We start from the raw sequence: 20,201 nt of genomic DNA on the forward strand, positions 1-20,201 counted from the left end.
TTGTATCGAACTAATTAATTGGTGATGATAATGAAATTAAGAGTAGATGATTTAATAAAAAAATCGGGATATAAAAAGCAGTATGTTGCTGCGAAAATGGGAGTCAATAAAGATACTATTACTAATTGGTCTAAAAACAAAAGCATGATACGATTAGATCAAGCAGTTAAATTATCTAAAATTTTAAATTGCAAATTAGAAGATTTATACGAAGAAGAATAAAAAAAGACCCCGTTGCAGTAACGGGGCGTATTCACATCTAATCTACAAAAGGGGTAGTAGTTAGCTTGTATAATATTTATACTACAATATATCTCGACAAAAAGCAAACATTTGTTCTAATATTATGTTATGTTTAATTATGAAGTTATCACATAGATATCCTATTAGATTTTTAAACTTATGAAGATAATTAATGGAGGTATATAGTTATGGAAGGTTCATGGATTGTTATTGCAATTGCGGTTGCAGTAGCACTGGGTTTATTTGATTCAAAGAAAAAGAAAAAAGATGATGGTGATTAAATGAATGATCTTGTACTAAAATACATATGTATGCCATTAGCGATTAACACACTGAAACACAACGAAAAATTATACAATCACGATAAATTTAAAATCGTACCTCCTTATTTAGATTTGCATGAGTCATTAATTAATGCCATTGAAAAAGATTTTTATGAGTTAAAACGTGAGGTTGTTCAAGATCATCATTTAAATATTAGAAAACAATCTGCAGGCAAGTATTTGGTTAATGGAAAAAACATGGAGTTTACTTCTGAAGAATTAAGAGAAGGAACAAAGAAGGTCATTCAGTCTTATATGTATGGCGAAAATATGATTGAGATTGAACATAAGGATATACCTTTAGATACAAATTATATTCCCCCGGATGTAGATAGTGAAGATAATATATAAAAATAACCCCTTAGGGGTTTTAATTTTGGGTTGCATAATCTTCCTTAATAGTAAGTGAAAGGACAAATCCTGATAGGTTAGAAATAAATGCTGTACCATATAAGATAACCGAATATACGTTATTAAATTTAATACCAATATATAGTGCAAAAATACCCAATAAAAGATAGCTTACTACGTAATAAAATCGAAACTTTTTCTTCTTTGATAAAATAGCAATAATTATAATTGTCAAAAGCAGCATAGATAAAGTAATTAACTCCATTTAATCACTCCTTTATACTGCAATAATAACTGAAGGTCATTGATTTCACAATATGTATTAATCACTCTTAACCTACTTTTTACACTACTTTAAAGTAAAGTTAAACCTAACACATATATATTAAACTTATATACACAAATTTCAGTATACGTTAATTTATTATATATTTTCTGTAAATTTAAGTTTTTAAACTACTTTTAATGGTAACATTTCCTCATACTATATGAGGAGGGATAAGTTTTGCGCTTATTAAAAAAGTTGTTAGTTTCATTTGCACTATTGTTTGCAATTACTACATTTTATTCAGTTAGTGTATCCGCAGCTGAATCCATCAACATCACGAAAGACACTACCATTTATAATGAACCAAATTTCAAATCAAAAACCAGTGCTATAATTAAAGCACCTCAAACTCTAGAAGTACTAGATGAAAGATCCAATGGTTGGATAAAAGTAGATACCTGGTTGGGAGAAAAATGGATTGCACCTAATGGCGTTGAAGTTGAACTTAGCTTTGCAACTAGAATATACAATGAAGCTGATCTTTTAAAAAGTACTTCTGCTTTTATAGAACCACAGACTATAACAGTTTATGAACAAAAAAACAATGGTTGGTGGAGAGTCAACACATGGTTAGGAGAAAGGTGGATTGCACCTAATGGTATCAAAGAAAATTTAAGTAAGACTGCAAAAATTTATAATGAACCTAATTTCACAAAATCAACCGGAGCCTCTATTAATCCGCAAGAAATCACTGTAATTGCAAAAAGAGAGAGTGGTTGGTGGTTAGTAAAAACTTGGTTAGGTAATAAGTGGATAGCACCTAATGGACAAAATTTAACTTTAGATAAACAATATAAATTATATGATGAGCCCTCTTTCAATTCTAAATCACCAGCATCTATTGGAGCTCAAACTGTAAAGGTTTTTAATGCAACGTCTGATGGATGGTATCAAATAGAAACATGGCTTGGTAAAAAATGGATTAGTCTAAAAGACAATCAGACAAAATTTATAGTACCGGTAAACGGTGGATATACCGTAACCAGTACTTATGGACCTAGGGGAAGTGGTTTTCATTATGGAATTGACCTTGCAACCAGAGGAAATGGTGTCCAAATAGTTTCATCAGCTTCCGGAAAAGTCACAAGAGCTGATTATAGCTCCAGTTATGGATACGTGGTTTATGTAGAACATAATATTAATAATAAAAAATACACTACTGTTTATGCACATATGAGAAGTAATTTACAAGTACGCGTTGGACAAACTGTTCAACAAGGGCAATTATTAGGTTACATGGGCAATACAGGGAATTCTACCGGACAACACTTACATTTTGAAATACATGAAGGCTCTTGGCAGTCACGTAATGGAATCGATCCAGAACTATTTATAAACTTTTAAATTAAAAGAGCCACTCTTATTTGAGTGGCTCACCAAAATTATATTTAAGTATCATGTCTTCTGCATATCCTCTATCTATTTCATCTTCAGAGTTGGGTAAACGACATTTAATATGTACCATTGTCCTTATATTACCAACAATTACACCATCTTTTGATTTCAATTCTTCTTTACAGTATCCACACCAGTATGAACCCAATAAAGTCGCCATAAAATCCCCCTTATTATAGATATATATATACCTAAATTCTATAAAAACAGAGAATTCCCTTCTATAGTATAGTAACTTCTAAAATTACATCGAAATTTATTCGTGTATAATTGCCTGAACTTACTTTTTCAACCATAGTAATATACTTGTCTTGATAATTGATCTTATCAATATATCCTTTGATATTATGGTAATCATAATTAGCATAATACTTAATATTGATGAGAAGGTTATCCTTATGTGCCATCATTAACTGAAAACCGTTTTCCTCAAGTTGTTGTTCATCAAGTATAGGTTTTTGCTTCCTGTTTTGCTTTTCCTTTAATTGGTTCAACAACTCTACATGCTCTGGCAACATCATAGATGTCCATTTTATTGTACCTCTATCATTAACACTCATGCCCCTACTCTCCTTTTGACTGGTCCACATGAAAGGATGTTCTCGAACTTAAATGAACGAACTTGTTTTCTATAGTGACAATAAGCAATAACGTGTTCCCTTTTTATTTCAACAACGCTTATTATCCGTTGAGTTACTTCATTATTAGTGTCTATATAATAAATCATTATCTTACTCTTTAGTTCCTTCGAATTTTCAAGTAATCCTTTCATGTTTCACCCTCCAAATCACGAACGTTTGTTCTTATTATACCAAAAAATAATAAGGTGTAAACATGAAAAAAATGGATTCCATTTGGGTAGATACACCACTTGAAAGAACATTCAAATTAGCTAAAGTGTTAAGTTGTAAAGTAGATGACCTATATATTTATGAGGATGATGAAAAAAGCCACTCTTAATCTTCGAGTGGCTTTTAATTATCATGTCTTCTGCATATCTCTGTCTATTTCATCTTCTTAACTATTTCTGCAGCTTTTCGGCCTGATTCCACTTATATATAAATTTATTACAAGTTCAATATTTAATAATAACTACTACAAAACCTCTTGTTAAAGGGAAGCTTTAAATATACATAAAAATACTAATTATAGACAAAACTAACCTTCAATAATTAAAAAAGGATGATGTTAATTGAAATATGTATCAGCTTTCTTGTTAAAGTTTATATTATTATTTGTCACATTATGGATAATACTAGGCTTGTTCTTTAATGTTTCTTTATCTGACATTATTACGACAAGTATTATCTTAGCTGTAATTGCTTTTGCGGGCGATATGTTCATATTACCTAAAATTGGAAATGTAGCCGCAGCAGTAAGTGATTTTGCGCTTGCTTACATTGGAATCTGGATTATAGGCACTTTTTTATTTGAAGGCACTGCTCCAATTATGACTGCAGCTTTCATATCTGCATTTTTTATTTCAATTACTGAACTTTTATATCATAGATACTTACGTAATTTTGTTTTTGATAATGTGGATAAAAGCAATAATTACCGTACATCTACAAGCTTCCAAACCGAAGTAAGTAAAGAATTTCACAACAAAAAGGACAAAGAATAGAGTCATGCAAGGTGTCTTCATTTTGTGACCGTTATAAATAATAATTTAGTGGTTACCCTAAATATAAAAGGAGTGTGACATATTTATGTTTTTTCACGTAAAAGAATTGCAATATAATGCAAAACCAGACCGTCCAGATCCAGTATACGCAAAAAAGTTACAAGAAGTTTTAGGTGGCCAATTCGGAGAAATAACTGTTATGATGCAGTACCTATTTCAGGGATGGAATTGTCGTGGTAATCAAAAGTATAGAGATATGCTTTTAGATATTGGAACAGAAGAAATAGCACATGTAGAAATGTTAGCTACTATGATTGCGCAGTTACTTGACCATGCACCTGTCGAGGATCAAGAGGAAGCTGCAAAAAATCCTGTAGTAGGTGCTGTGATGGGAGGAATGAACCCCCAACATGCCATAGTATCTGGATTAGGTGCAACACCTACTGATAGTGCTGGTTACCCTTTTAATTCTCGTTATACTATCGCAAGCGGAAATTTACTCGCTGACTTTCGTGCAAATTTAAATGCTGAGTCACAAGGTCGCCTTCAAGTCGTAAGATTATATGAAATGACTGACGATAAGGGTGTTCGAGATATGCTTTCATGGCTAATAGCACGCGATACCATGCATCAAAATCAATGGATGGCGGCAATTGAAGAATTAGAACAAAACGAAAAACCAATCGTACCATCAACATTTAACCAACAATATGAAAAACAAGAAGTTTCTCATTCTTTTATGAACTATTCCTTCGGTGATGAAAGTAGTGAAGGAAGATGGGCAAAAGGCAAAAGTATGGATGGAGATGGGGAATTTGAATACATTAGAGATCCAAAAGCTTTTGGTCAAAAACCTATTTTGAAACCTGCACCAGGATATATTCATGGAACACCGAATAATAATGAAAAACCTAAGCTATTTGACTAAAAAAAGCCCCCACTAGGAGGGCTTTTTTATTTATTTATCTTACCCGTAACCTCTGACCAGGCTGAATAACATCACCAGTCAATCCGTTAAGAGTTCTGATTGCGCTAACCGTTGTATTATACTGTTGTGCAATTCCCCAAAGCGTTTCACCGGATTGAACTGTATGATAAACAGCCCCGACACTGCTAACACTTAAAACTTGCCCTGGATAAATAGTATCGTCAGTTAATCCGTTTAGGTCTCTTAATTGTTGCACAGTCATATTGTGGGCTTGGGCAATGCTCCAAAGGGTATCTCCTGATTGTACTGTATAGGTGCTACCCCCACCAGATTTTCTTCTTAACCCTAACGCTTGTGCAATACCATTGGCATGACCTAGAGCAATACGATTAAGGTAAGCATCTGATTTCAATTTATTCGCATCAGCTACAGTGTCAATGAATCCATTCTCCGTTAATACTGCTGGCATACTAGTTTCACGTAATACATGGAAGTTAGCACGTTTTTTACCCCGATTTCTAAAATCCACTTGTCTCATAATTTCTGTATGAACTCTATCACGGTAAGTTATCGTGTTGTTGGAGACACTGCCATTGTAAATATAATCCTCGTAACCAGTTCCACCACCGGCATTAATATGAATACTCACAAAGTAGTCAGCACCCCAGCTATTCGCATCATTTGTACGTTGTGCTAGACTCCGAGTCGTGTCGCTTGTCCTACTCATCCGAATGCTATGCCCTTCATAATCACGATTTAGAATGTCCCTGGTTTTTAGTGCAATAGATAATGTGACATTCTTCTCCTGCAGACCATTTCCTACTGCACCCGGATCTGTTCCACCATGTCCTGGATCTAAATAAATTTTACTCATTATAAATTCCTCCTTAATATTTTTGTATTAAAAAAATGGCTTGCCCGTTTGGACTAGCCACCTATTTAATAAGGCTATTTCGTTGTAATACTTCTTTTTGACTCTTACCTCTAGCAGTTACATAGTTATTTTTGAACCATGCTATAGTAGCAGTAACACCTGTAATGATGACTGTGATTACCTCACCCCATAATGTTTCAGTTCCTGGTATTGGGTTAAGTCCAAATGTTACTAAAAACTGGTTAATCAATGCCAAAAACAATACGATTGTGCGTGTTAGTGTCGCTTTATCCATGTTTCTCACCTCCTTCAAGTCTTAAAATTTAGCAAAAAATAAAGCAATAGCTCCGCCGATAAGCCCCGTTATCACTGCGGTAACAATTGCTTTTGTAATCATTCGCCTTATCCACTTTGTATCATCTTGTATTGATGATAGTGTAGATTGCAAATTGACTATTTTTTCATCCTGTTTTGCATCATTCATCTGTAATTTATAGACATCATTTTTTATATTTTTAATGTCATGTCTAATCTCCATGATGTCCTGTTGCGTTCTATCCACATCTGTCAACTCCTCTTGATTTGACATGCTCGACCCCCTAACGTATGTGTAAAATATCGTATAATGTTAGTAACCCAACTATCCCTATTGTTGGGTGGGGAGTAGCCTATAACTACTCCCTGTTTTCCTGCATAAAAATAAGCCTTACTCGGCTTGTGGTTGTTCCTCATCTCTTTCAGATAGTCTTTCAATTACTTTATCTTTGATTAAATCCGATATATTCCCGTCAATTGCTGCTTGGAAAAATGCCATTTCATCCACAAATACGCGTCCGCTTATATTGCAGTAATCAACTTCTGGCTCCATTCTGTTAGGATCAATTCCGTTATAATCAATCCGTCTTAATCGTTCACCGTTTACCTCAACCGTTCGTGAGCTTGTTTCCTCAAACGTATATTCATTCATCATCTGTACCCTCTCCTTCGTTAGTTTCAAATGCTTCTGCTAGGATATAGTGCATTTCTGCTTGTTTTCCAGATAATTCTTTATCAAAGTCATTAACTAACTTCTCCACTGTTTTTAAAGCAGGCTCTAAGTTCTTATCATCAAGAGTGTAATACTCGTCAAACAGTTCTTTATGCTGTTCGTTGAAGCCTTTGTAATCATCCATATCGAATCCACCAGCTTCATTCTTAACAAATTCGCCTTGATCATCTGTCTTAGCATATTCTTTTAATAGAGTGATTTCTTCCTCGGCCACCCCCTCATATTTTTCGTTAAGTGCTTTAACTACCCTCATGCGGTGGATATTTTTCTTACCCTTTGCTGATACAGTGTTTTGTAAAAAGTCTGCAGCATCCTTTAAATGTTTATGTTGTATTTTAATCATGCTATTTTAGCCTCCAATTCTTCAATACGTTTTTCTAGTTTAACTACTTTATTTTTTAGATCGGTATACTCAACCCGTTGCCAATTAATTTCATCATCTAATTTCGCAGATAGTTCTTGAACTGATTTAATAGTCGGAAAAAGTAATTGAGATTCTTGCACACCGTACATACCATCATCATCAATACCTATAATGCTATAATCTTCTGTTTCCACGCCATGCTTTTCAAATGTTGATTTTAATTGTTGTGCTATAATTCCAAATTGAATTTCATTACGTTTTTTCTCAGAACGTTTTTGTATAAGCCTATACGTATTAGTTTCAACATCATTGATGAAATCCAACCCTAACTCATTACTCCTTATATCTTCTTTCAAACGTCTATCCGATGGATATTGTGGTGTGTTACGTAAATAGATATTTCTAATGGCATGAGTATTTGAGTTACCGCCAATTTGGTAGTTATAATCAGCACCATACATTCCACGGAAAGTAATGTCAGTACCATTACCAGCATAAGTCGTTTCTAAATACCATCCACTACGGCTGTTATAATCATTAATAACGTTAAATGCTTGTTTGCCTCTAATTTGATAAAGAGCACCAATAGAATAATCGTTTGACTGGCCACCAATCATTGTTATGTTTGGATTACCATTAAAATCAAATGTTATACCTTTATCCCAACCCACCGCACGATTACGCATTTGAAATATAAAACCATTTACACTGTTCGTCGCATTGTCTGCTCCCGTTGCTGCGGTAGAGTTAGCAATAAAACCACTAAAGTAAGGTGATAAACTGTCTAGATTAGAAGCCCCTGTAGTACCTAGATAAGCAAATGGATAACGTCCACCAATACGATCACCAACCCCTACACCAGCAGAACGACTAAAACCATCGTTACTATCGTATTTACGATATGTGAGTGTATTTCCTGCATCTTCAAAGTTAATTTGTGCGCCATTAGCAATGGTTAAATTTGCATTTCTTAATGTGATATTACCTGTGTTTAGGTTTGCATCTAAGTTGTTATTACTACTTAAAAGCCTTCCTGCTCGAACTGTTCCCAGGTTAGCCGATATAGCAGACAGACTAGAAGCATTTATTTTGTCAGCATTTAAACTAGCAATCTTTGCATCCGTAACAGCTAGGTCCTCTATCTGCGCTTCACCGATGATTGCACGTACTAACTTGGCTCTTTCAATTGTTCCGTTGGCAATATGAGCATTCTGAATAACCCCATTATTAATTAATGTGGTTCCATCAAGGTGTATTAAGTTACCTTTAATACGTACCCCTTCACGATTAAGATTGATTTGAGATACAATTCCATCAACATCAACTTTTAAGTCTATTTCCTCTGCAAGTTGAGTGATACGAGACTCTGCATATGTCATGCGTTGGTCGGTGTCTTCATAGGCTGGTTGCCAGTCGGTAGCTTTATTTCCTTTTTCTATTTGAAAGTCCCATATTTCGAGAACATAATCTTCACCGTAATCACTTCTATTAGGTTGGATGTACCAATACGGTGCACTATCAGTTGGAAAGCTTTCAGGCGTTCTAAAATGGACTTCATATTGGTGTATTTCTGTATCATTCGGATAATTTTGGTCACCTACATTCCAAGGCCTAGAAGAAACCCTTGTGCCATCACGATAAGTCGTGCCTCCATTAAAACTTGATGAGTGTCCAGCCATAGAAAATACTGTTCCGCTTATTTTTCTAACTTTAAAAGTCGCAACATAATCTGAATCAAGTTCAAAATACTCTCTTGATATTCTTAGATACGGATTACTAGAACCACTACTTTTTGTCAGCCTATAAACATAATCACTAAGACTGCCTTGATTAGTACCCACTCTATTAACTGCTGCAATATTTCGCCCACCGATTTGAATATTACGAACCGTACTACTAATCTCATCATACCGTTGGCTTATTTCCGACATGTCATATTCGTAACTATTAGTAAATTCTTCAAATGTACCCTTTTCCACTTTTGAGCTTAGCGATCCGTTTATTTCATCAATGTCTTGTGTTATCCTAGCAAATCTATCCCCGTACTCATTAAATTTAATATCTAGTTGTTCTTTTACAGCACCTATTTCCCCATCCGTATACTGTCGTGCTTGTTGGTCTAGTAAGTTCTTTGCCTCCTGTGAAATCTGATCAAAGTTTACTCCACCTGCACCGATAATATCGCTAACGTGGTGCAATTCCCTCATTCGTTCTGCTAAGTCTGGACCCCATAATATATCTTCGCTGACTACCCTATGAGTACCAGCAGAAACTTGAACAGACCAATCACTCGGAGTTCCGTGATAATTTACTGCACGTACTCGGTAATACCACACCTCATTCGTACCTACTGTATGAGAAAAAGCACTTACTTGCCCCCTCCATAACAAATGTTGGGTATCCGGTATAAATCCATCAATACGACTTCCATATACCTCATAATGCTTGATAAATAATTCATCCGCATATGTCCAGTACAGTTGAATGACTTCCATGCCGGCATGGGTTTCAAGATTAATAGGTGTACTTGGTTTTCGATTAGGATAACTGTTTTCATCAATTTGTTGCTTAGGAGGATTCCGCTTAATCCCTTCCACTTCTTTTTCAAGGTCATCTAGACGGTTATCGTTAAAATCCAAGAACTGCCCCATCTCAACAACCATTGTGCTATCCGGGTCCAGTAGGTTATATTCCAAAGCAATGATACGAGTCTGTATTTCTATCGGTCTAGAAAACTTGCGGTCAATTGCTGTGGCAGTATCACCAAGACTTACCTCATCTTCAAACAATTCTACAGATAAACGATAATTAACCTCTACTTGGCTGGCTATTTCTTGTAAATGATGCCACGTTGCTTTTAATAGTTCTTCCGGGTCTTCGTGGTCTTGATTACTATAAATACCAAAACGATGTTTTGTTCCATCTTCTAAACCATACTTAGCAAGTGCATCTGGACTACCTACCCATCGTTGCCCTTTTGGTTTATCTACTGGATCGCCGTTTGACACTTTCCATTCCACATCTTCAAAACCGATATAGCGTGTATACCCGCCTGTATGCTCTCCCTCGTCATCTTCATATGGCAATGATGCACCTCGACCATATAAAGCTGTCTTTGGATAGGATAATACAGTACGACCTATTTCATTAATATTATGGTCAATCTCAAATCGTTGACCATGTTCTTTCCCTAGTCGTTGGATTATCTTAATCTTAAAAGCAGTGATTTCATTCGTTTCCTCATTAAATTCGATAACGTCTTTAAACTCACCACCCCAAATGGATAAAATATCCCATATAGCGTCCACACTGGTTATATAGTAAAAGTTAGTGGTAGCATTACCAAGTTCAACTTCTACACTCCCTTGCCAACGTGTACCATCTAGCGCAGCATCTAAAGCTATATCTGCGGTACGTTCAACAAAACGTCTATCAACTACGATATGATCATTTAACTCAGCTAGAAAAGCAGGCTCACATGTTGCAGTAGTTATTGGACCATCAATTGTGTCTGAATCATCCAACTCACGAATAACCATCATGCGCCAGTCACCTTCGCGGTCTTTAACAACAACTTTGTTTTCATCTTTAACATGCTTCGCTAATGCATGATCAGCTTCAATGGTAAAAGAAAAAGGCGTTGTCGGTACACTATTTTTCTCCTCTCGAAAATGTGTACTAACAAGCCCTGTATCTTCGGACAATATGGTTAATGGTTGTTCGTATTGACTAAAAATATATAACTCTGACATTGATCTCCTCCTTACTGTTAAGTATCACTTTACAGTTGGTGCCTAAATTGGATTGTATTGACCGTATTTAACAGTTCGAATCTATTTTCAAATGTATCTTTCTTTAAATCAATGGGTTCCCGTGCTAGACAAATCATCTGTGAATTCATTGAAATTGTACTGTCGTATCTAATATTAAACTTCTCCGCCAAATCTTGTTGTCTTTCAAGAGCTAATTTAACGTAGCTTGTTTGATACCGGGGGTTTACTTCCTGTAATATACTTTGTATATAATAAAACATTTCTTTAATATACTCTTTTGTTTCTGAATATGTTGGGATATATCCTTTGTGTATTACTTTATTCCTAAATGCAACACAGTTTTGTTTCATTATAGTGGGAGCCTTTTTGAATTCATTTAAATACATCACATGAAATGCTCCCAACTGTCGTTCAGATGAATTCTTTAATTGTTTCCACGCTGTTTCTACTTCCGAAGATTCAGTACCATTATGTTCTAAAAATACTTTAATGCAAAACTCATGAAAACGTTCAACACTAGCAGCAATACTGGCAACTGCTTGAATAGTGTAACCATTTAATAGAGCAAGGCTACCAATATCAAACAAGACTTCAAACTTCTCATCTTGAATTATGATTGTCGATTGATGATTCCTGCTACATATTAACTTATACACACCCTCGTCATTAAAATCAGTACTAATAAATTCAAAGTTTTTAAATCTTGCTTCTCTCATACAAACATTACAAAAAGTGGTCATTTTCATATAAGTTCTCCTTTCTTCTACATTAATATTAACAGAAAAAGAAGAATACTTTACTTTATTTTAAATAGAAATACATTGATAAGATATTAATAGTATCGCTCATCATAAAAAAATTTACAATCGTGACTTGCACTAACCTCCATTATTCCTGGTTCCAACATTTCATAATTAGTTTTCAACCTAACCGCATGTCGTAAATCCTCACCATTAAGCCATACTTTACGACCTTCGTACATAATCGTCAGCCTGTCACCTTCAATAAAGTTATATCCTAGTAAGAGATACAATCCTTTATTTGTCTGTAGTTCAAATGTATCCGTAGCTTCACTAAACACTACTTCTACAGTCCAAGGTGTTTCGTCTTGTCCAGTAATTGTGTGACTTGTTGGTGTGGCGGTTACTGGGATTGTTTTTTGTTCACCTGTTGTATAAAAGCAAAGAAACTGAATAGTTCCCTGTCTGGTGTAAACAAAGCGACTCAAATCATCAATGCTATTTTGTACCACACACCAATAGGTGCGTCCTGGTTCATCATCAAGTTGTAATGGTGCAATTTCTTTTGTTACTAACCATTCAGCTAGTTCATCTTTTATTTGTAGAGCATCGACATCATCTTTAACAAGGTATCCTATAGGCTGACTTATATAAAGTAATTCTTTTTTAGAATCTTTTAATCTATGCCCTTTTGGAGTAGATACTATATTTCGAGATATTGGATGGAATGGAGCTTTTGTACGACCTTCTAATAATATAATATTAGGATCCCGTTTATTGTTAAATGTCATAGCTTTCATTATGAAGGTCGCCTCCTTGCTCTGTTATTACTACGATTTTGATTCCCAGTGACATAAGGTTCAACTATTTTACCTACTACTTGTCCATCCATAGTTACAACTTGCCCGTTTCTGATTCCATTCGCAATTTCTTTAAGCAGTGAAATAACAACACCACTGCTTGCTATTCCGCTATTGGCTTCTTTTAATACTCGATTTGCTTCTCCTGGTGGTCTTGCGCCAGTAGCATAACCAGGTATTTGAGTGTTATTTAAAGCATTTAATATTTTCTTAGATTCATCATGTGGAAATACCTGATACCCTTGCGGACGATCATAGAGTCCAAAGTTTAACATTTCCCATTGATTACCTTTGCGTCCTAGTTCCCAACCTTCTTCACCAGCAATAAATGCACCACCGGGGTGGTTATTTGTTCCTTTTGCATAACCTCTCATACCTCTTAGTGCAGCACCTGTTAATCCACCTGTAGTTGCAACTTGAGCGTTTAAATTAATTCTTTTGCTTATTGGTTGTGACCATTTACTGTTGAAGGACGATAAGCTAGGATTAGCATTAACGTTTACTTTTTTGTCATAAATTGTTTCTCCGGCAAGAGTGTTTATATCTTCCAGTTGCCCTTTGGCATCCAACAATCGTTCTTTTTGATCTGATAGCTTTCTGTTTTGTTTTTCATATTCTTCTGTGGTGATTTCACCAGATTTGTGTTTTTTATCTAATTCCTTTTTAGCATCTTTGATTTTTTCTATTTCTTCATAAACTTTTTCAAGACCTTTTCCTTTTTCTGCTGTAATACCAGCTTGGGCAATAATCAATTGTTCATAATCACCCTGAAGCTTTTCTATTTCTGCAAGTTCTTCTTCTGTAACAGCTAAATCTTCTTTTTTATTGGTTAATTTATCAGTTAACTTGTCGTAAATTTTACCTTGTCTTTCTATTTCGTGGTCAAGCGACTCAATTATTCCGTCTTGTTCTATTTTTTCTCTTTCTAATATATCTAATTTGGATCGAGCTCTCAGAAGCTCCTCTCCTTCTAGCCCTTCCATTTCATTCTTTAAATCCGCTATACTTTGATTAATATCCACTTGTTTTTTTTCTTCTTCGGCCATTTCACTTGATAAGTCGATTCTAGCTTGATATGCATCGTTTCTCTCTTTTTCCATATCGTTTATTTCAGTTTGTAAATCTTTTTGATCTTTAATCAATTGCGTTTCGTTTTCTAAAGCTTTTTCAAGTTCCCTGTTAGCATTCATTATAAGCTCTTCGCGTTTTTCAGCATTTAACTCTTTTAGCGTTTCCAAATTATCAATGTACGCATTCCCTTGATCTGATATCGCTCCAGTAACTTCTGGAGTTTTCTTAACAATATCGTCATTTAAATCTAAAAAAGTCTCCATCTCAGCATTAGTAAAACCCGATTTTTCTAGTAAGTCAGCCTGCTCATCTTTTAATTTCGCAATAGCTTCTTCACTTTTAGCATTAGCAAGTTCATCCATGATGTCCATATAACGTAGCATTTCATCTGTTGTTAACTTGTTTTTATCATGTAATTTGTTAAATTGAGACTCCAAATCATTTATTGCTTCTATTTCAGCATCTACGCTTTCTATTAGATCGTAATTCACATCATGTAATTCTTGTCCACTATCCCTAGTTGCTAGAAATACTGCTCCTAGTGCTCCTACACCAGCAATCGCCCATCCTACAGGACCACTTACGCCAAGCAATCCAATACGTCCTGCTAAACCTACTCCTCCAGCTTTCCCTATCATCTTGGATAAACTTCCACCAACTCGCAACAATCCTCCAACAGCAGTAGTTAAGTTACCTAAGACAATTGCAGCTGGACCAACAGCCGCTGCTAAACCAGCCATGGTTACAATGTTCTTTTTAGTATCATCCTCTAATTCACTGAACCATTCAACTAAATCTTGTGCTTTTTCAACACCAGCAGTAAACATAGGAAGTAAATGTTCTGCAAATTGAATAGACAATTCTTCGAAAGCTGATTTAAGACGAGTTACATTACCCTGTGCGTTATCCTGCATGGTAGTTGCCATATCGTTTAATGCACCATCTGCATCAGATACACTACCTTTTAATTCCCCGTATTCTTCATCCAAACCAGCAAGCATTCCTTGAAATGATTTAAGATGCTCTTTACCAGCTAACATGGAAATATACTGTGCTTTTTGTTCGTCCGTCATATCCTTTGTACTATCTTTTACTAGTCTTAGAGTATCTTCTAAACCAATGAAATTCCCATCGGAATCAAATGCGCTAATTCCTAGTTCTTCCATAGCTACGCCTGCTTGACCTGCACCGGATGTAAGGTTTACCATTACTGCGTTAAGCGCACGACCTGCTTCACTACCTTTTAAACCACGATTGGCAAGTAACCCTAGTATTGCTGTAGATTCTTCAAGAGGTACATTAAACGCTGCTAAGTTACCACCTGCAACCACATACGCTTCCATTAAAGCATCAATGTTGGTATTAGATCGTCTAGATGCTTCTGCAACATTATCAAGGTATGCGGGTAAGTCCTTTACTTCAATCTGCATCGCTGACATGGAATCTGTTACTAAATCAGATGCACGACCTAAATCCATTGCCCCTGCTTCGGATAAACGAAGAATAGGTTCTAATCCGCCTAGCATTTCCTCAGTTTCCCAACCAGCTAATGCCATGTAATACAATCCGTCCGCTGCTTCACTAGCTGATTTACTTGTCTGTGAACCCATTTCTCTTGCTGCACCTTCAAGTTTTGCTAAATCATCTCCTGTAGCACCAGAAACAGCTTGTACATTAGACATAGATTGTTCGAAGTCCATACCAGTTTTAAGCATTAAAGCACCAGCACCCACAATAGGGGCAGTGACTTTCATGGACCAGTTTTTCCCGAAGTCACTCATACCTCGACCGATATCTTGCATTTTTTGACCAGTGTTATCCATTTGTTCAGATAAACGATTCCAAGGATTTTCTTGACGTTCAATTTCTGCATTAAGATTTTTTAACTGTTCTTCAGTACGATTCATTTCAGCTACAGCCTTGTTATAGGCTTCAGTTGCTTTTTGAGTTTCTTTTGAATTTTCGCCTGTAGCTCTTTTGCTTTCCTCATATCTCCGTTGCAATTCTTGGACTTTGCCTCTTTGTAAATCTAATGTACGAGTCAAAACGTCAGACTTATCTCGCATTTCATTTAATCCACGTGCAAATCCTGTTCCGGAAGAGGTAACGGCTTTTTGTTCTTGTTTCAATGATTTTAACTGACGGTTAACTCCAGCCATACCCTGCTGAAACTGTGCAGAGTCTAAGCTAATCGTTGTACGTAATGATCCTACATTTACCATTCGTTACCTCCTCCTAGACCAGATTAAGTTCATCAATGTACACCTGTTGTTCTGAATCTTCGTTATGCAAATCAAAATAAAAATGGATGTCCATCTCATCTATCCCATTGAGAGTCCATCCATTTTTTATTAGTTTTTTGTATAGTTGTTTCATAGATTTTAAATCTTCTTTAGCCTTTTTCTTTCGGGAAGCCTTTAACTCTTTTATTTGTTCTGGAGTTAAGACTTCCCCTCCTCGTTTCCCTCTTCTTTTACTTCTTTCGGGTCCTTACCTGTACGAACGTAAAAGAATACGTCTCCGATAACACTTACCAATTCATGTGAAGGAACACCATCGTAGAATTCATCTATCGTAAATTGGTTACCAAATACATCACAAACAAACCCTACTAGTTCGTCTGTGTTCTCTAAGGTCATTTCGGTATAGTCTATGGTTTGTTCGTATTCTAGTAACTTACGATGATGTCTAGCAGAAACAAAAGGAATTTTATAAATTGATTCTTTTCTTTTATTTTCTCCATCCACTTTTTGTGGTTTATACAGTGTAATTTTCATAGCTACCTCCTACACTTCTGGAACTGTTTCTTCATACACAGATTTAAACCAGTTGTCGATAATATCAGCACTCACACTTTCACCATCTTCATCTACTTGCGCTCCAATTTGATCATCTGAAGTACGACGTAAGAATCGACCGTTGATAGTAGGTGTTTGGAAAGCTGGTGTTTCTTGTTTTGTTTCATAGTTATTTTCTGGCGGTGTAAATTTACCTTTGTATAGAACAGTGTAGCGATATGCACCATTTGCTTTTTCAGCACGGAACATTAGTGCAAGGTATGGCGGACGATCGTTTTCACTATCAATTAAAACCCCATCATCATTAACTGTTTTACCTAATACATCAGCTTGTACAGATGGTTGTAAATCATCGGTGTTAACTACAACTGTAGTTACCCCTCTAGATTCAGCAGTTTCAGCCACACCATCATCCGCTCGTAATTCAGCAGTATTATAGGCAGGCTGTACGTTCGCTGTAATTGCTCTTCCTAAACGTTTAGGAGTTTCATATACTGTACCGTCTGCATCATCACTTGTAATTTTTGCGTAATAAATATCTCTTAATCCAACTGTTGGCATTATTTTTCCTCCTTTATAATGTAAAACCGTAATACGTAATGAAATAAATTTGTATCCTCTTCAAATAATTCATTTTCGAAATTCTTTTTAAAACCCGCTTGTTTCATACGTTGTTTTATTTGTTTCGCTTTGCTGTTAGGGTCCCATGGTGTAAATAAATCAACTTGTACATAAACTGTGCTGTAAATTTCTTCATCGTCGCTTTGAAAATCAACTTGAGGCAAATAAAAAAAGCGAATATATTCTTTTTCGCTTCCTGTGTAATTCTGATATTCAACTGGTATTCCTATTGGTCCTAATGTGTCCATTATTAATTGGTTCATAGGAATGACCTCAATGAATCTCTTATACTATTTGCCATAGCTTGTTCGATTCTAATTCGATTCTGGTTAAATGCAGGCCCCATAAAAGGTTGTGCAGACATTTTCGAAGTACCAACTTCTAACATGTAACCGTAATAAGCCTTACCTTGGTTATCTACATAAACTTCTATCTGATCATTCTCCACATCTGATAATTCAATATGCCCTTTCAAATTACCAGTACGGACACGAACGATATCTTTAGCAGACTTTTGCATTACCTTTCCGCCTGCTTCAAGTGCATCTTTTTTAGATTTTTCGGTGTCTCTTTCCATACCATCCAGTTCACGCATGAGTTCGTCTAATCCTTGAAATTGCATATCCATTTAAGACACCGCCTTTAATACAACAAGCATTTCCTTTTTCAATCCGTCCACATCTTCAATAGATTCAATGGAGTGTTCCTTTCCCCTCCACAGTGCAGACAATTCTTCTGGTCTTTCGTCATCAGTAAGTTTAGATTGATAACGAATAGTAAACTCTCTATTATGTTCCATTTGCACTTGTGCAGCAGCATATCGAGTAGAACCTTTTAGTGTTTTTAAAGATGCCCATGCTTTGGTGTAAGTGTCATGACCAGGTACAGGATATCCACCCTCTTTAGGTTTTGGAGTTATGAAAGTTAATCTTTGCTTTTGGTAACCAGCATTCATTTTACTTCTTACCTTTTGATTCGTCTTTCACTTCCAAATAACCAGCATCTGCAATTTCTTTAATTCTTTGTTTCGAACCTTCATAATACACACCTGGTTTATAGAGTTTTTTTGTTTCTTTATCTTTAAACTTTTTAATTACTTTTGCTTTCATGAAATTATTCCTCCCTTTCTGGTAATTCTCTTGCTTTTAGTTGCAAAATCATTCGTTCTAAACTGTAATTCAGATTAGAGGTGATAGTTCCAACAACTTGTGGTCTACGTTCTTCGTACAGATTGGCCACCATTAATTTGATGGCCATTCCATACCTTTTTGTGGTTTGATCTTTTATGCCGGAATCCTCTAAATCCTCTACAGCAATGTCAATTAAATCATTTAGGAAGGTTTCCTCTTCGGGTTCTTCCTCTAGAATATCCTCAATGCGTAAATACCTAGCTACCTCTTGCACATCTGGTACTGGCATAATAAAACCTCCTTATTCTTCTGGAGGATCTGGATTTTCTGTAGCTTCCGTAGTCACAGATAATACTTCACTTAATGGAGATTCTAATCCATTTACTCCGATAGCTTTAACTTGATAATCATAAGTGGTTTCAGCATCTAGTCCACTTTCTGCTAATGAAGTTCCTTTTCTAACCCCAATAGAATTACCATTTCTATAAATCTCATATTCTTTGATGCCCTCACTGTAACTTACTGCATCCCAAGATAAAGTAAGCCCTGTACCCGTTATATTCGATGCAGCTAAGCCGGAGGGCGCATTAGGGAGTAGCCACTTTCGCGATACGGAATGCAGAGGCAAGCTTGATTTGATGATCAAACCATGCTGTTACAACAAACTGTTCAATCCCCGTTTTAACATCTTTATCACGCTCGTACTGTGTAGTCGCAATGTCATAGTTGTAATGAGAATATGAGAAGTCTCCTACAATTGGATCAACTGCAGCATCCACAAACACAACCGGCTTACCAAGTACTTGTTCTGGTTGAGCGCCATAAAGCGTTGCATTTCCGTTAGCTAATGTTTTAATGATTTTAGTGTAATCAGTTTTTCTCATTACGATCGTTGCGTTATCACGATAGTCTTCATGCAAATCATCTATAGCATTAGTAATAGCTTCAAACATCTCTGCACCTGATACCTCTTTAATTCCAACTTCTTCAGAATAAAACGACATGTGACCTTCACCAGTCTTTGGAGAGGTAGCGAAAGCTACTTTCTTTTCTTTAGCGGCAACACCTGACTCTAAAGCTCTATCAACTGTAGAAACTATATTTGCATTTGTTCCAAGTAACACCGTTTCAGAGATACCTGAGAATACTTTAAACTTATTACGTCCGAATGAAACCGTATCACCCTTCGCTTTTAATTCTTTTGCAGTTTCTTTGTCCGCAATGAAATCATCGTCATCTAACGTAAAGCTAATTTTAGGAATTTCGAGATTAGTAATTTGCGTGAATGTTGATAAACCACGTAATTGATTCTTTACAGTTGGTTCAGTAATAATGTCATTAGAAACTGTTTTTGGTAGGAATTTACCTCCCCCGGTAGAAGCATCATCCCCTAACGCCTGTCTTACATCTTTAGGGACTGGTTCATTTTTCATAACTGCCTTAATGAAGTCAGCTTTTGCTTTCATTTTCTTCTCTGATGGATCAGCAATGTTTTGAATTTCATCTTTCTGATTAAACTTTGTTTTTTGTTCTTGCTCTAGTTGATCATGTTGTTCTTTAATTACATCAAAGCGCATTTTCAGATCGTCACGAGAGCTCTGTAGATTCTTGATATCCTCAGTTGACTTATCAGTATCAATAGCTGCAGAAGCTAACTCATTTTCAACCTTTTGCAATTGTTGCCCTACTGTAGATAAATTCTGTTTCAATTCGTATAATGTTTTCATAAT

At 35.8% G+C, this 20,201-nt stretch carries 28 protein-coding genes; 6 read left to right on the forward strand and 22 right to left on the reverse strand.

Annotated features, from left to right (window positions below; all coding sequences use genetic code 11):
* Positions 1-30 precede the first annotated feature (30 nt).
* Both C794_RS12835 and C794_RS12845 read left to right on the forward strand, forming a co-directional pair.
* A complete protein-coding gene (locus C794_RS12835; RefSeq protein ID WP_017797544.1) occupies positions 31-222 on the forward strand; it encodes a helix-turn-helix transcriptional regulator in 192 nt (63 codons plus the stop codon).
* Between the two features lie 302 nt (positions 223-524).
* The gene (locus C794_RS12845) at positions 525-917 is read left to right on the forward strand and encodes a YhjD family protein (protein WP_017797546.1); all 393 of its coding nucleotides are present in this window, start codon (positions 525-527) and stop codon (positions 915-917) included.
* 19 nt (positions 918-936) lie between these two features.
* Here the strand turns inward: C794_RS12845 and C794_RS12850 are convergent, their stop codons facing one another.
* Positions 937-1,182: a hypothetical protein gene (locus C794_RS12850; RefSeq protein ID WP_017797547.1), complete on the reverse strand. Its 246-nt coding sequence runs from the start codon at positions 1,180-1,182 to the stop codon at positions 937-939.
* Positions 1,183-1,422: 240 nt separating this feature from the next.
* On the opposite strand from C794_RS12850, the gene C794_RS12855 reads away from it, so the two are divergent.
* Positions 1,423-2,589, forward strand: a complete 1,167-nt coding sequence (locus tag C794_RS12855) for a M23 family metallopeptidase (protein WP_017797548.1) — start codon at positions 1,423-1,425, stop codon at positions 2,587-2,589.
* A 16-nt stretch (positions 2,590-2,605) separates the two neighbouring features.
* Here the strand turns inward: C794_RS12855 and C794_RS12860 are convergent, their stop codons facing one another.
* The 3 genes from C794_RS12860 to C794_RS12870 all read right to left on the reverse strand — a co-directional run bounded on the left by C794_RS12860 (position 2,606) and on the right by C794_RS12870 (position 3,412).
* Complete coding sequence (locus C794_RS12860) at positions 2,606-2,800, reverse strand: hypothetical protein (RefSeq protein ID WP_017797549.1); 195 nt, start codon at positions 2,798-2,800, stop codon at positions 2,606-2,608.
* A 61-nt stretch (positions 2,801-2,861) separates the two neighbouring features.
* Entirely contained in the window at positions 2,862-3,200 is a 339-nt protein-coding gene (locus C794_RS12865; protein WP_017797550.1) for a YolD-like family protein, read from the reverse strand.
* A complete protein-coding gene (locus tag C794_RS12870; protein ID WP_017797551.1) occupies positions 3,197-3,412 on the reverse strand; it encodes a hypothetical protein in 216 nt (71 codons plus the stop codon). The genes C794_RS12865 and C794_RS12870 overlap by 4 nt, the downstream gene beginning before the upstream one ends.
* Positions 3,413-3,474: 62 nt before the next feature.
* Here C794_RS12870 and C794_RS21185 point away from each other — a divergent pair, with 62 nt between their 5' ends.
* The 3 genes from C794_RS21185 to C794_RS12885 all read left to right on the forward strand — a co-directional run bounded on the left by C794_RS21185 (position 3,475) and on the right by C794_RS12885 (position 5,192).
* Entirely contained in the window at positions 3,475-3,600 is a 126-nt protein-coding gene (locus tag C794_RS21185) for a hypothetical protein (RefSeq protein WP_017797552.1), read from the forward strand.
* Positions 3,601-3,832: 232 nt separating this feature from the next.
* Positions 3,833-4,264: a YndM family protein gene (locus C794_RS12880; RefSeq protein ID WP_017797553.1), complete on the forward strand. Its 432-nt coding sequence runs from the start codon at positions 3,833-3,835 to the stop codon at positions 4,262-4,264.
* A gap of 85 nt (positions 4,265-4,349) precedes the next feature.
* Entirely contained in the window at positions 4,350-5,192 is an 843-nt protein-coding gene (locus C794_RS12885; protein ID WP_017797554.1) for a manganese catalase, read from the forward strand.
* Positions 5,193-5,226: 34 nt separating this feature from the next.
* On the opposite strand, the gene C794_RS12890 is transcribed toward C794_RS12885, so the two are convergent.
* The 18 genes from C794_RS12890 to C794_RS12980 form a co-directional block, all read right to left on the reverse strand.
* On the reverse strand, positions 5,227-6,066 hold the full coding sequence (locus tag C794_RS12890; protein WP_017797555.1) for an N-acetylmuramoyl-L-alanine amidase: 840 nt from the start codon (positions 6,064-6,066) through the stop codon (positions 5,227-5,229).
* A gap of 61 nt (positions 6,067-6,127) precedes the next feature.
* Positions 6,128-6,361 carry a phage holin gene (locus C794_RS12895; protein ID WP_017797556.1) on the reverse strand — a complete coding sequence of 78 codons (234 nt, stop codon included), beginning with the start codon at positions 6,359-6,361 and terminating at the stop codon, positions 6,128-6,130.
* 21 nt (positions 6,362-6,382) lie between these two features.
* Positions 6,383-6,655 (reverse strand): hemolysin XhlA family protein, encoded by a 273-nt coding sequence (locus tag C794_RS12900; protein WP_017797557.1) that lies wholly within the window; start codon positions 6,653-6,655, stop codon positions 6,383-6,385.
* A 117-nt stretch (positions 6,656-6,772) separates the two neighbouring features.
* Entirely contained in the window at positions 6,773-7,036 is a 264-nt protein-coding gene (locus C794_RS12905; protein WP_017797558.1) for a hypothetical protein, read from the reverse strand.
* Entirely contained in the window at positions 7,026-7,457 is a 432-nt protein-coding gene (locus C794_RS12910; RefSeq protein WP_017797559.1) for a hypothetical protein, read from the reverse strand. The genes C794_RS12905 and C794_RS12910 overlap by 11 nt, the downstream gene beginning before the upstream one ends.
* Positions 7,454-11,230 carry a phage tail spike protein gene (locus C794_RS12915; protein WP_017797560.1) on the reverse strand — a complete coding sequence of 1,259 codons (3,777 nt, stop codon included), beginning with the start codon at positions 11,228-11,230 and terminating at the stop codon, positions 7,454-7,456. The genes C794_RS12910 and C794_RS12915 overlap by 4 nt, the downstream gene beginning before the upstream one ends.
* Positions 11,231-11,259: 29 nt before the next feature.
* On the reverse strand, positions 11,260-11,997 hold the full coding sequence (locus tag C794_RS19845; RefSeq protein WP_017797561.1) for a hypothetical protein: 738 nt from the start codon (positions 11,995-11,997) through the stop codon (positions 11,260-11,262).
* 86 nt (positions 11,998-12,083) lie between these two features.
* Positions 12,084-12,791: a distal tail protein Dit gene (locus C794_RS19850; protein WP_017797562.1), complete on the reverse strand. Its 708-nt coding sequence runs from the start codon at positions 12,789-12,791 to the stop codon at positions 12,084-12,086.
* The gene (locus C794_RS12930; protein WP_017797563.1) at positions 12,791-16,144 is read right to left on the reverse strand and encodes a phage tail tape measure protein; all 3,354 of its coding nucleotides are present in this window, start codon (positions 16,142-16,144) and stop codon (positions 12,791-12,793) included. Before C794_RS12930 ends, C794_RS19850 begins: the two co-directional genes overlap by 1 nt.
* A gap of 219 nt (positions 16,145-16,363) precedes the next feature.
* The gene (gene gpG / locus C794_RS12940; RefSeq protein WP_017797565.1) at positions 16,364-16,699 is read right to left on the reverse strand and encodes a phage tail assembly chaperone G; all 336 of its coding nucleotides are present in this window, start codon (positions 16,697-16,699) and stop codon (positions 16,364-16,366) included.
* 9 nt (positions 16,700-16,708) lie between these two features.
* Positions 16,709-17,281 (reverse strand): major tail protein, encoded by a 573-nt coding sequence (locus tag C794_RS12945; protein ID WP_017797566.1) that lies wholly within the window; start codon positions 17,279-17,281, stop codon positions 16,709-16,711.
* Entirely contained in the window at positions 17,281-17,604 is a 324-nt protein-coding gene (locus C794_RS12950; protein ID WP_017797567.1) for a hypothetical protein, read from the reverse strand. The genes C794_RS12945 and C794_RS12950 overlap by 1 nt, the downstream gene beginning before the upstream one ends.
* Positions 17,601-17,969, reverse strand: coding sequence for an HK97-gp10 family putative phage morphogenesis protein (locus C794_RS12955; protein ID WP_017797568.1), 369 nt, complete (start codon positions 17,967-17,969; stop codon positions 17,601-17,603). Before C794_RS12955 ends, C794_RS12950 begins: the two co-directional genes overlap by 4 nt.
* Complete coding sequence (locus tag C794_RS12960; protein WP_017797569.1) at positions 17,970-18,296, reverse strand: phage head closure protein; 327 nt, start codon at positions 18,294-18,296, stop codon at positions 17,970-17,972.
* A gap of 1 nt (position 18,297) precedes the next feature.
* A complete protein-coding gene (locus C794_RS20710) occupies positions 18,298-18,450 on the reverse strand; it encodes a hypothetical protein (protein ID WP_017797570.1) in 153 nt (50 codons plus the stop codon).
* Positions 18,451-18,454: 4 nt separating this feature from the next.
* Complete coding sequence (locus tag C794_RS12970) at positions 18,455-18,760, reverse strand: head-tail connector protein (protein ID WP_017797571.1); 306 nt, start codon at positions 18,758-18,760, stop codon at positions 18,455-18,457.
* A gap of 12 nt (positions 18,761-18,772) precedes the next feature.
* Entirely contained in the window at positions 18,773-19,117 is a 345-nt protein-coding gene (locus tag C794_RS19855) for a fibronectin type III domain-containing protein (protein WP_017797572.1), read from the reverse strand.
* Positions 19,059-20,198, reverse strand: a complete 1,140-nt coding sequence (locus tag C794_RS12980) for a phage major capsid protein (protein WP_017797573.1) — start codon at positions 20,196-20,198, stop codon at positions 19,059-19,061. Before C794_RS12980 ends, C794_RS19855 begins: the two co-directional genes overlap by 59 nt.
* Positions 20,199-20,201 lie beyond the last annotated feature (3 nt).

Source organism: Oceanobacillus kimchii X50 (assembly GCF_000340475.1).
Taxonomy (GTDB): domain Bacteria; phylum Bacillota; class Bacilli; order Bacillales; family Amphibacillaceae; genus Oceanobacillus; species Oceanobacillus kimchii.

Coding starts and splice junctions, on each gene's coding strand:
- C794_RS12835 (WP_017797544.1), top strand. CDS start 31: ATGAAATTAAGAGTAGATGATTTAATAAAAAAATCGGGATATAAAAAG.
- C794_RS12845 (WP_017797546.1), top strand. CDS start 525: ATGAATGATCTTGTACTAAAATACATATGTATGCCATTAGCGATTAAC.
- C794_RS12850 (WP_017797547.1), bottom strand. CDS start 1,182: ATGGAGTTAATTACTTTATCTATGCTGCTTTTGACAATTATAATTATT.
- C794_RS12860 (WP_017797549.1), bottom strand. CDS start 2,800: ATGGCGACTTTATTGGGTTCATACTGGTGTGGATACTGTAAAGAAGAA.
- C794_RS12865 (WP_017797550.1), bottom strand. CDS start 3,200: ATGAGTGTTAATGATAGAGGTACAATAAAATGGACATCTATGATGTTG.
- C794_RS12870 (WP_017797551.1), bottom strand. CDS start 3,412: ATGAAAGGATTACTTGAAAATTCGAAGGAACTAAAGAGTAAGATAATG.
- C794_RS21185 (WP_017797552.1), top strand. CDS start 3,475: ATGAAAAAAATGGATTCCATTTGGGTAGATACACCACTTGAAAGAACA.
- C794_RS12885 (WP_017797554.1), top strand. CDS start 4,350: ATGTTTTTTCACGTAAAAGAATTGCAATATAATGCAAAACCAGACCGT.
- C794_RS12890 (WP_017797555.1), bottom strand. CDS start 6,066: ATGAGTAAAATTTATTTAGATCCAGGACATGGTGGAACAGATCCGGGT.
- C794_RS12895 (WP_017797556.1), bottom strand. CDS start 6,361: ATGGATAAAGCGACACTAACACGCACAATCGTATTGTTTTTGGCATTG.
- C794_RS12900 (WP_017797557.1), bottom strand. CDS start 6,655: ATGTCAAATCAAGAGGAGTTGACAGATGTGGATAGAACGCAACAGGAC.
- C794_RS12905 (WP_017797558.1), bottom strand. CDS start 7,036: ATGATGAATGAATATACGTTTGAGGAAACAAGCTCACGAACGGTTGAG.
- C794_RS12910 (WP_017797559.1), bottom strand. CDS start 7,457: ATGATTAAAATACAACATAAACATTTAAAGGATGCTGCAGACTTTTTA.
- C794_RS12915 (WP_017797560.1), bottom strand. CDS start 11,230: ATGTCAGAGTTATATATTTTTAGTCAATACGAACAACCATTAACCATA.
- C794_RS19845 (WP_017797561.1), bottom strand. CDS start 11,997: ATGAAAATGACCACTTTTTGTAATGTTTGTATGAGAGAAGCAAGATTT.
- C794_RS19850 (WP_017797562.1), bottom strand. CDS start 12,791: ATGAAAGCTATGACATTTAACAATAAACGGGATCCTAATATTATATTA.
- C794_RS12930 (WP_017797563.1), bottom strand. CDS start 16,144: ATGGTAAATGTAGGATCATTACGTACAACGATTAGCTTAGACTCTGCA.
- gpG (WP_017797565.1), bottom strand. CDS start 16,699: ATGAAAATTACACTGTATAAACCACAAAAAGTGGATGGAGAAAATAAA.
- C794_RS12945 (WP_017797566.1), bottom strand. CDS start 17,281: ATGCCAACAGTTGGATTAAGAGATATTTATTACGCAAAAATTACAAGT.
- C794_RS12950 (WP_017797567.1), bottom strand. CDS start 17,604: ATGAACCAATTAATAATGGACACATTAGGACCAATAGGAATACCAGTT.
- C794_RS12955 (WP_017797568.1), bottom strand. CDS start 17,969: ATGGATATGCAATTTCAAGGATTAGACGAACTCATGCGTGAACTGGAT.
- C794_RS12960 (WP_017797569.1), bottom strand. CDS start 18,296: ATGAATGCTGGTTACCAAAAGCAAAGATTAACTTTCATAACTCCAAAA.
- C794_RS20710 (WP_017797570.1), bottom strand. CDS start 18,450: ATGAAAGCAAAAGTAATTAAAAAGTTTAAAGATAAAGAAACAAAAAAA.
- C794_RS12970 (WP_017797571.1), bottom strand. CDS start 18,760: ATGCCAGTACCAGATGTGCAAGAGGTAGCTAGGTATTTACGCATTGAG.
- C794_RS12980 (WP_017797573.1), bottom strand. CDS start 20,198: ATGAAAACATTATACGAATTGAAACAGAATTTATCTACAGTAGGGCAA.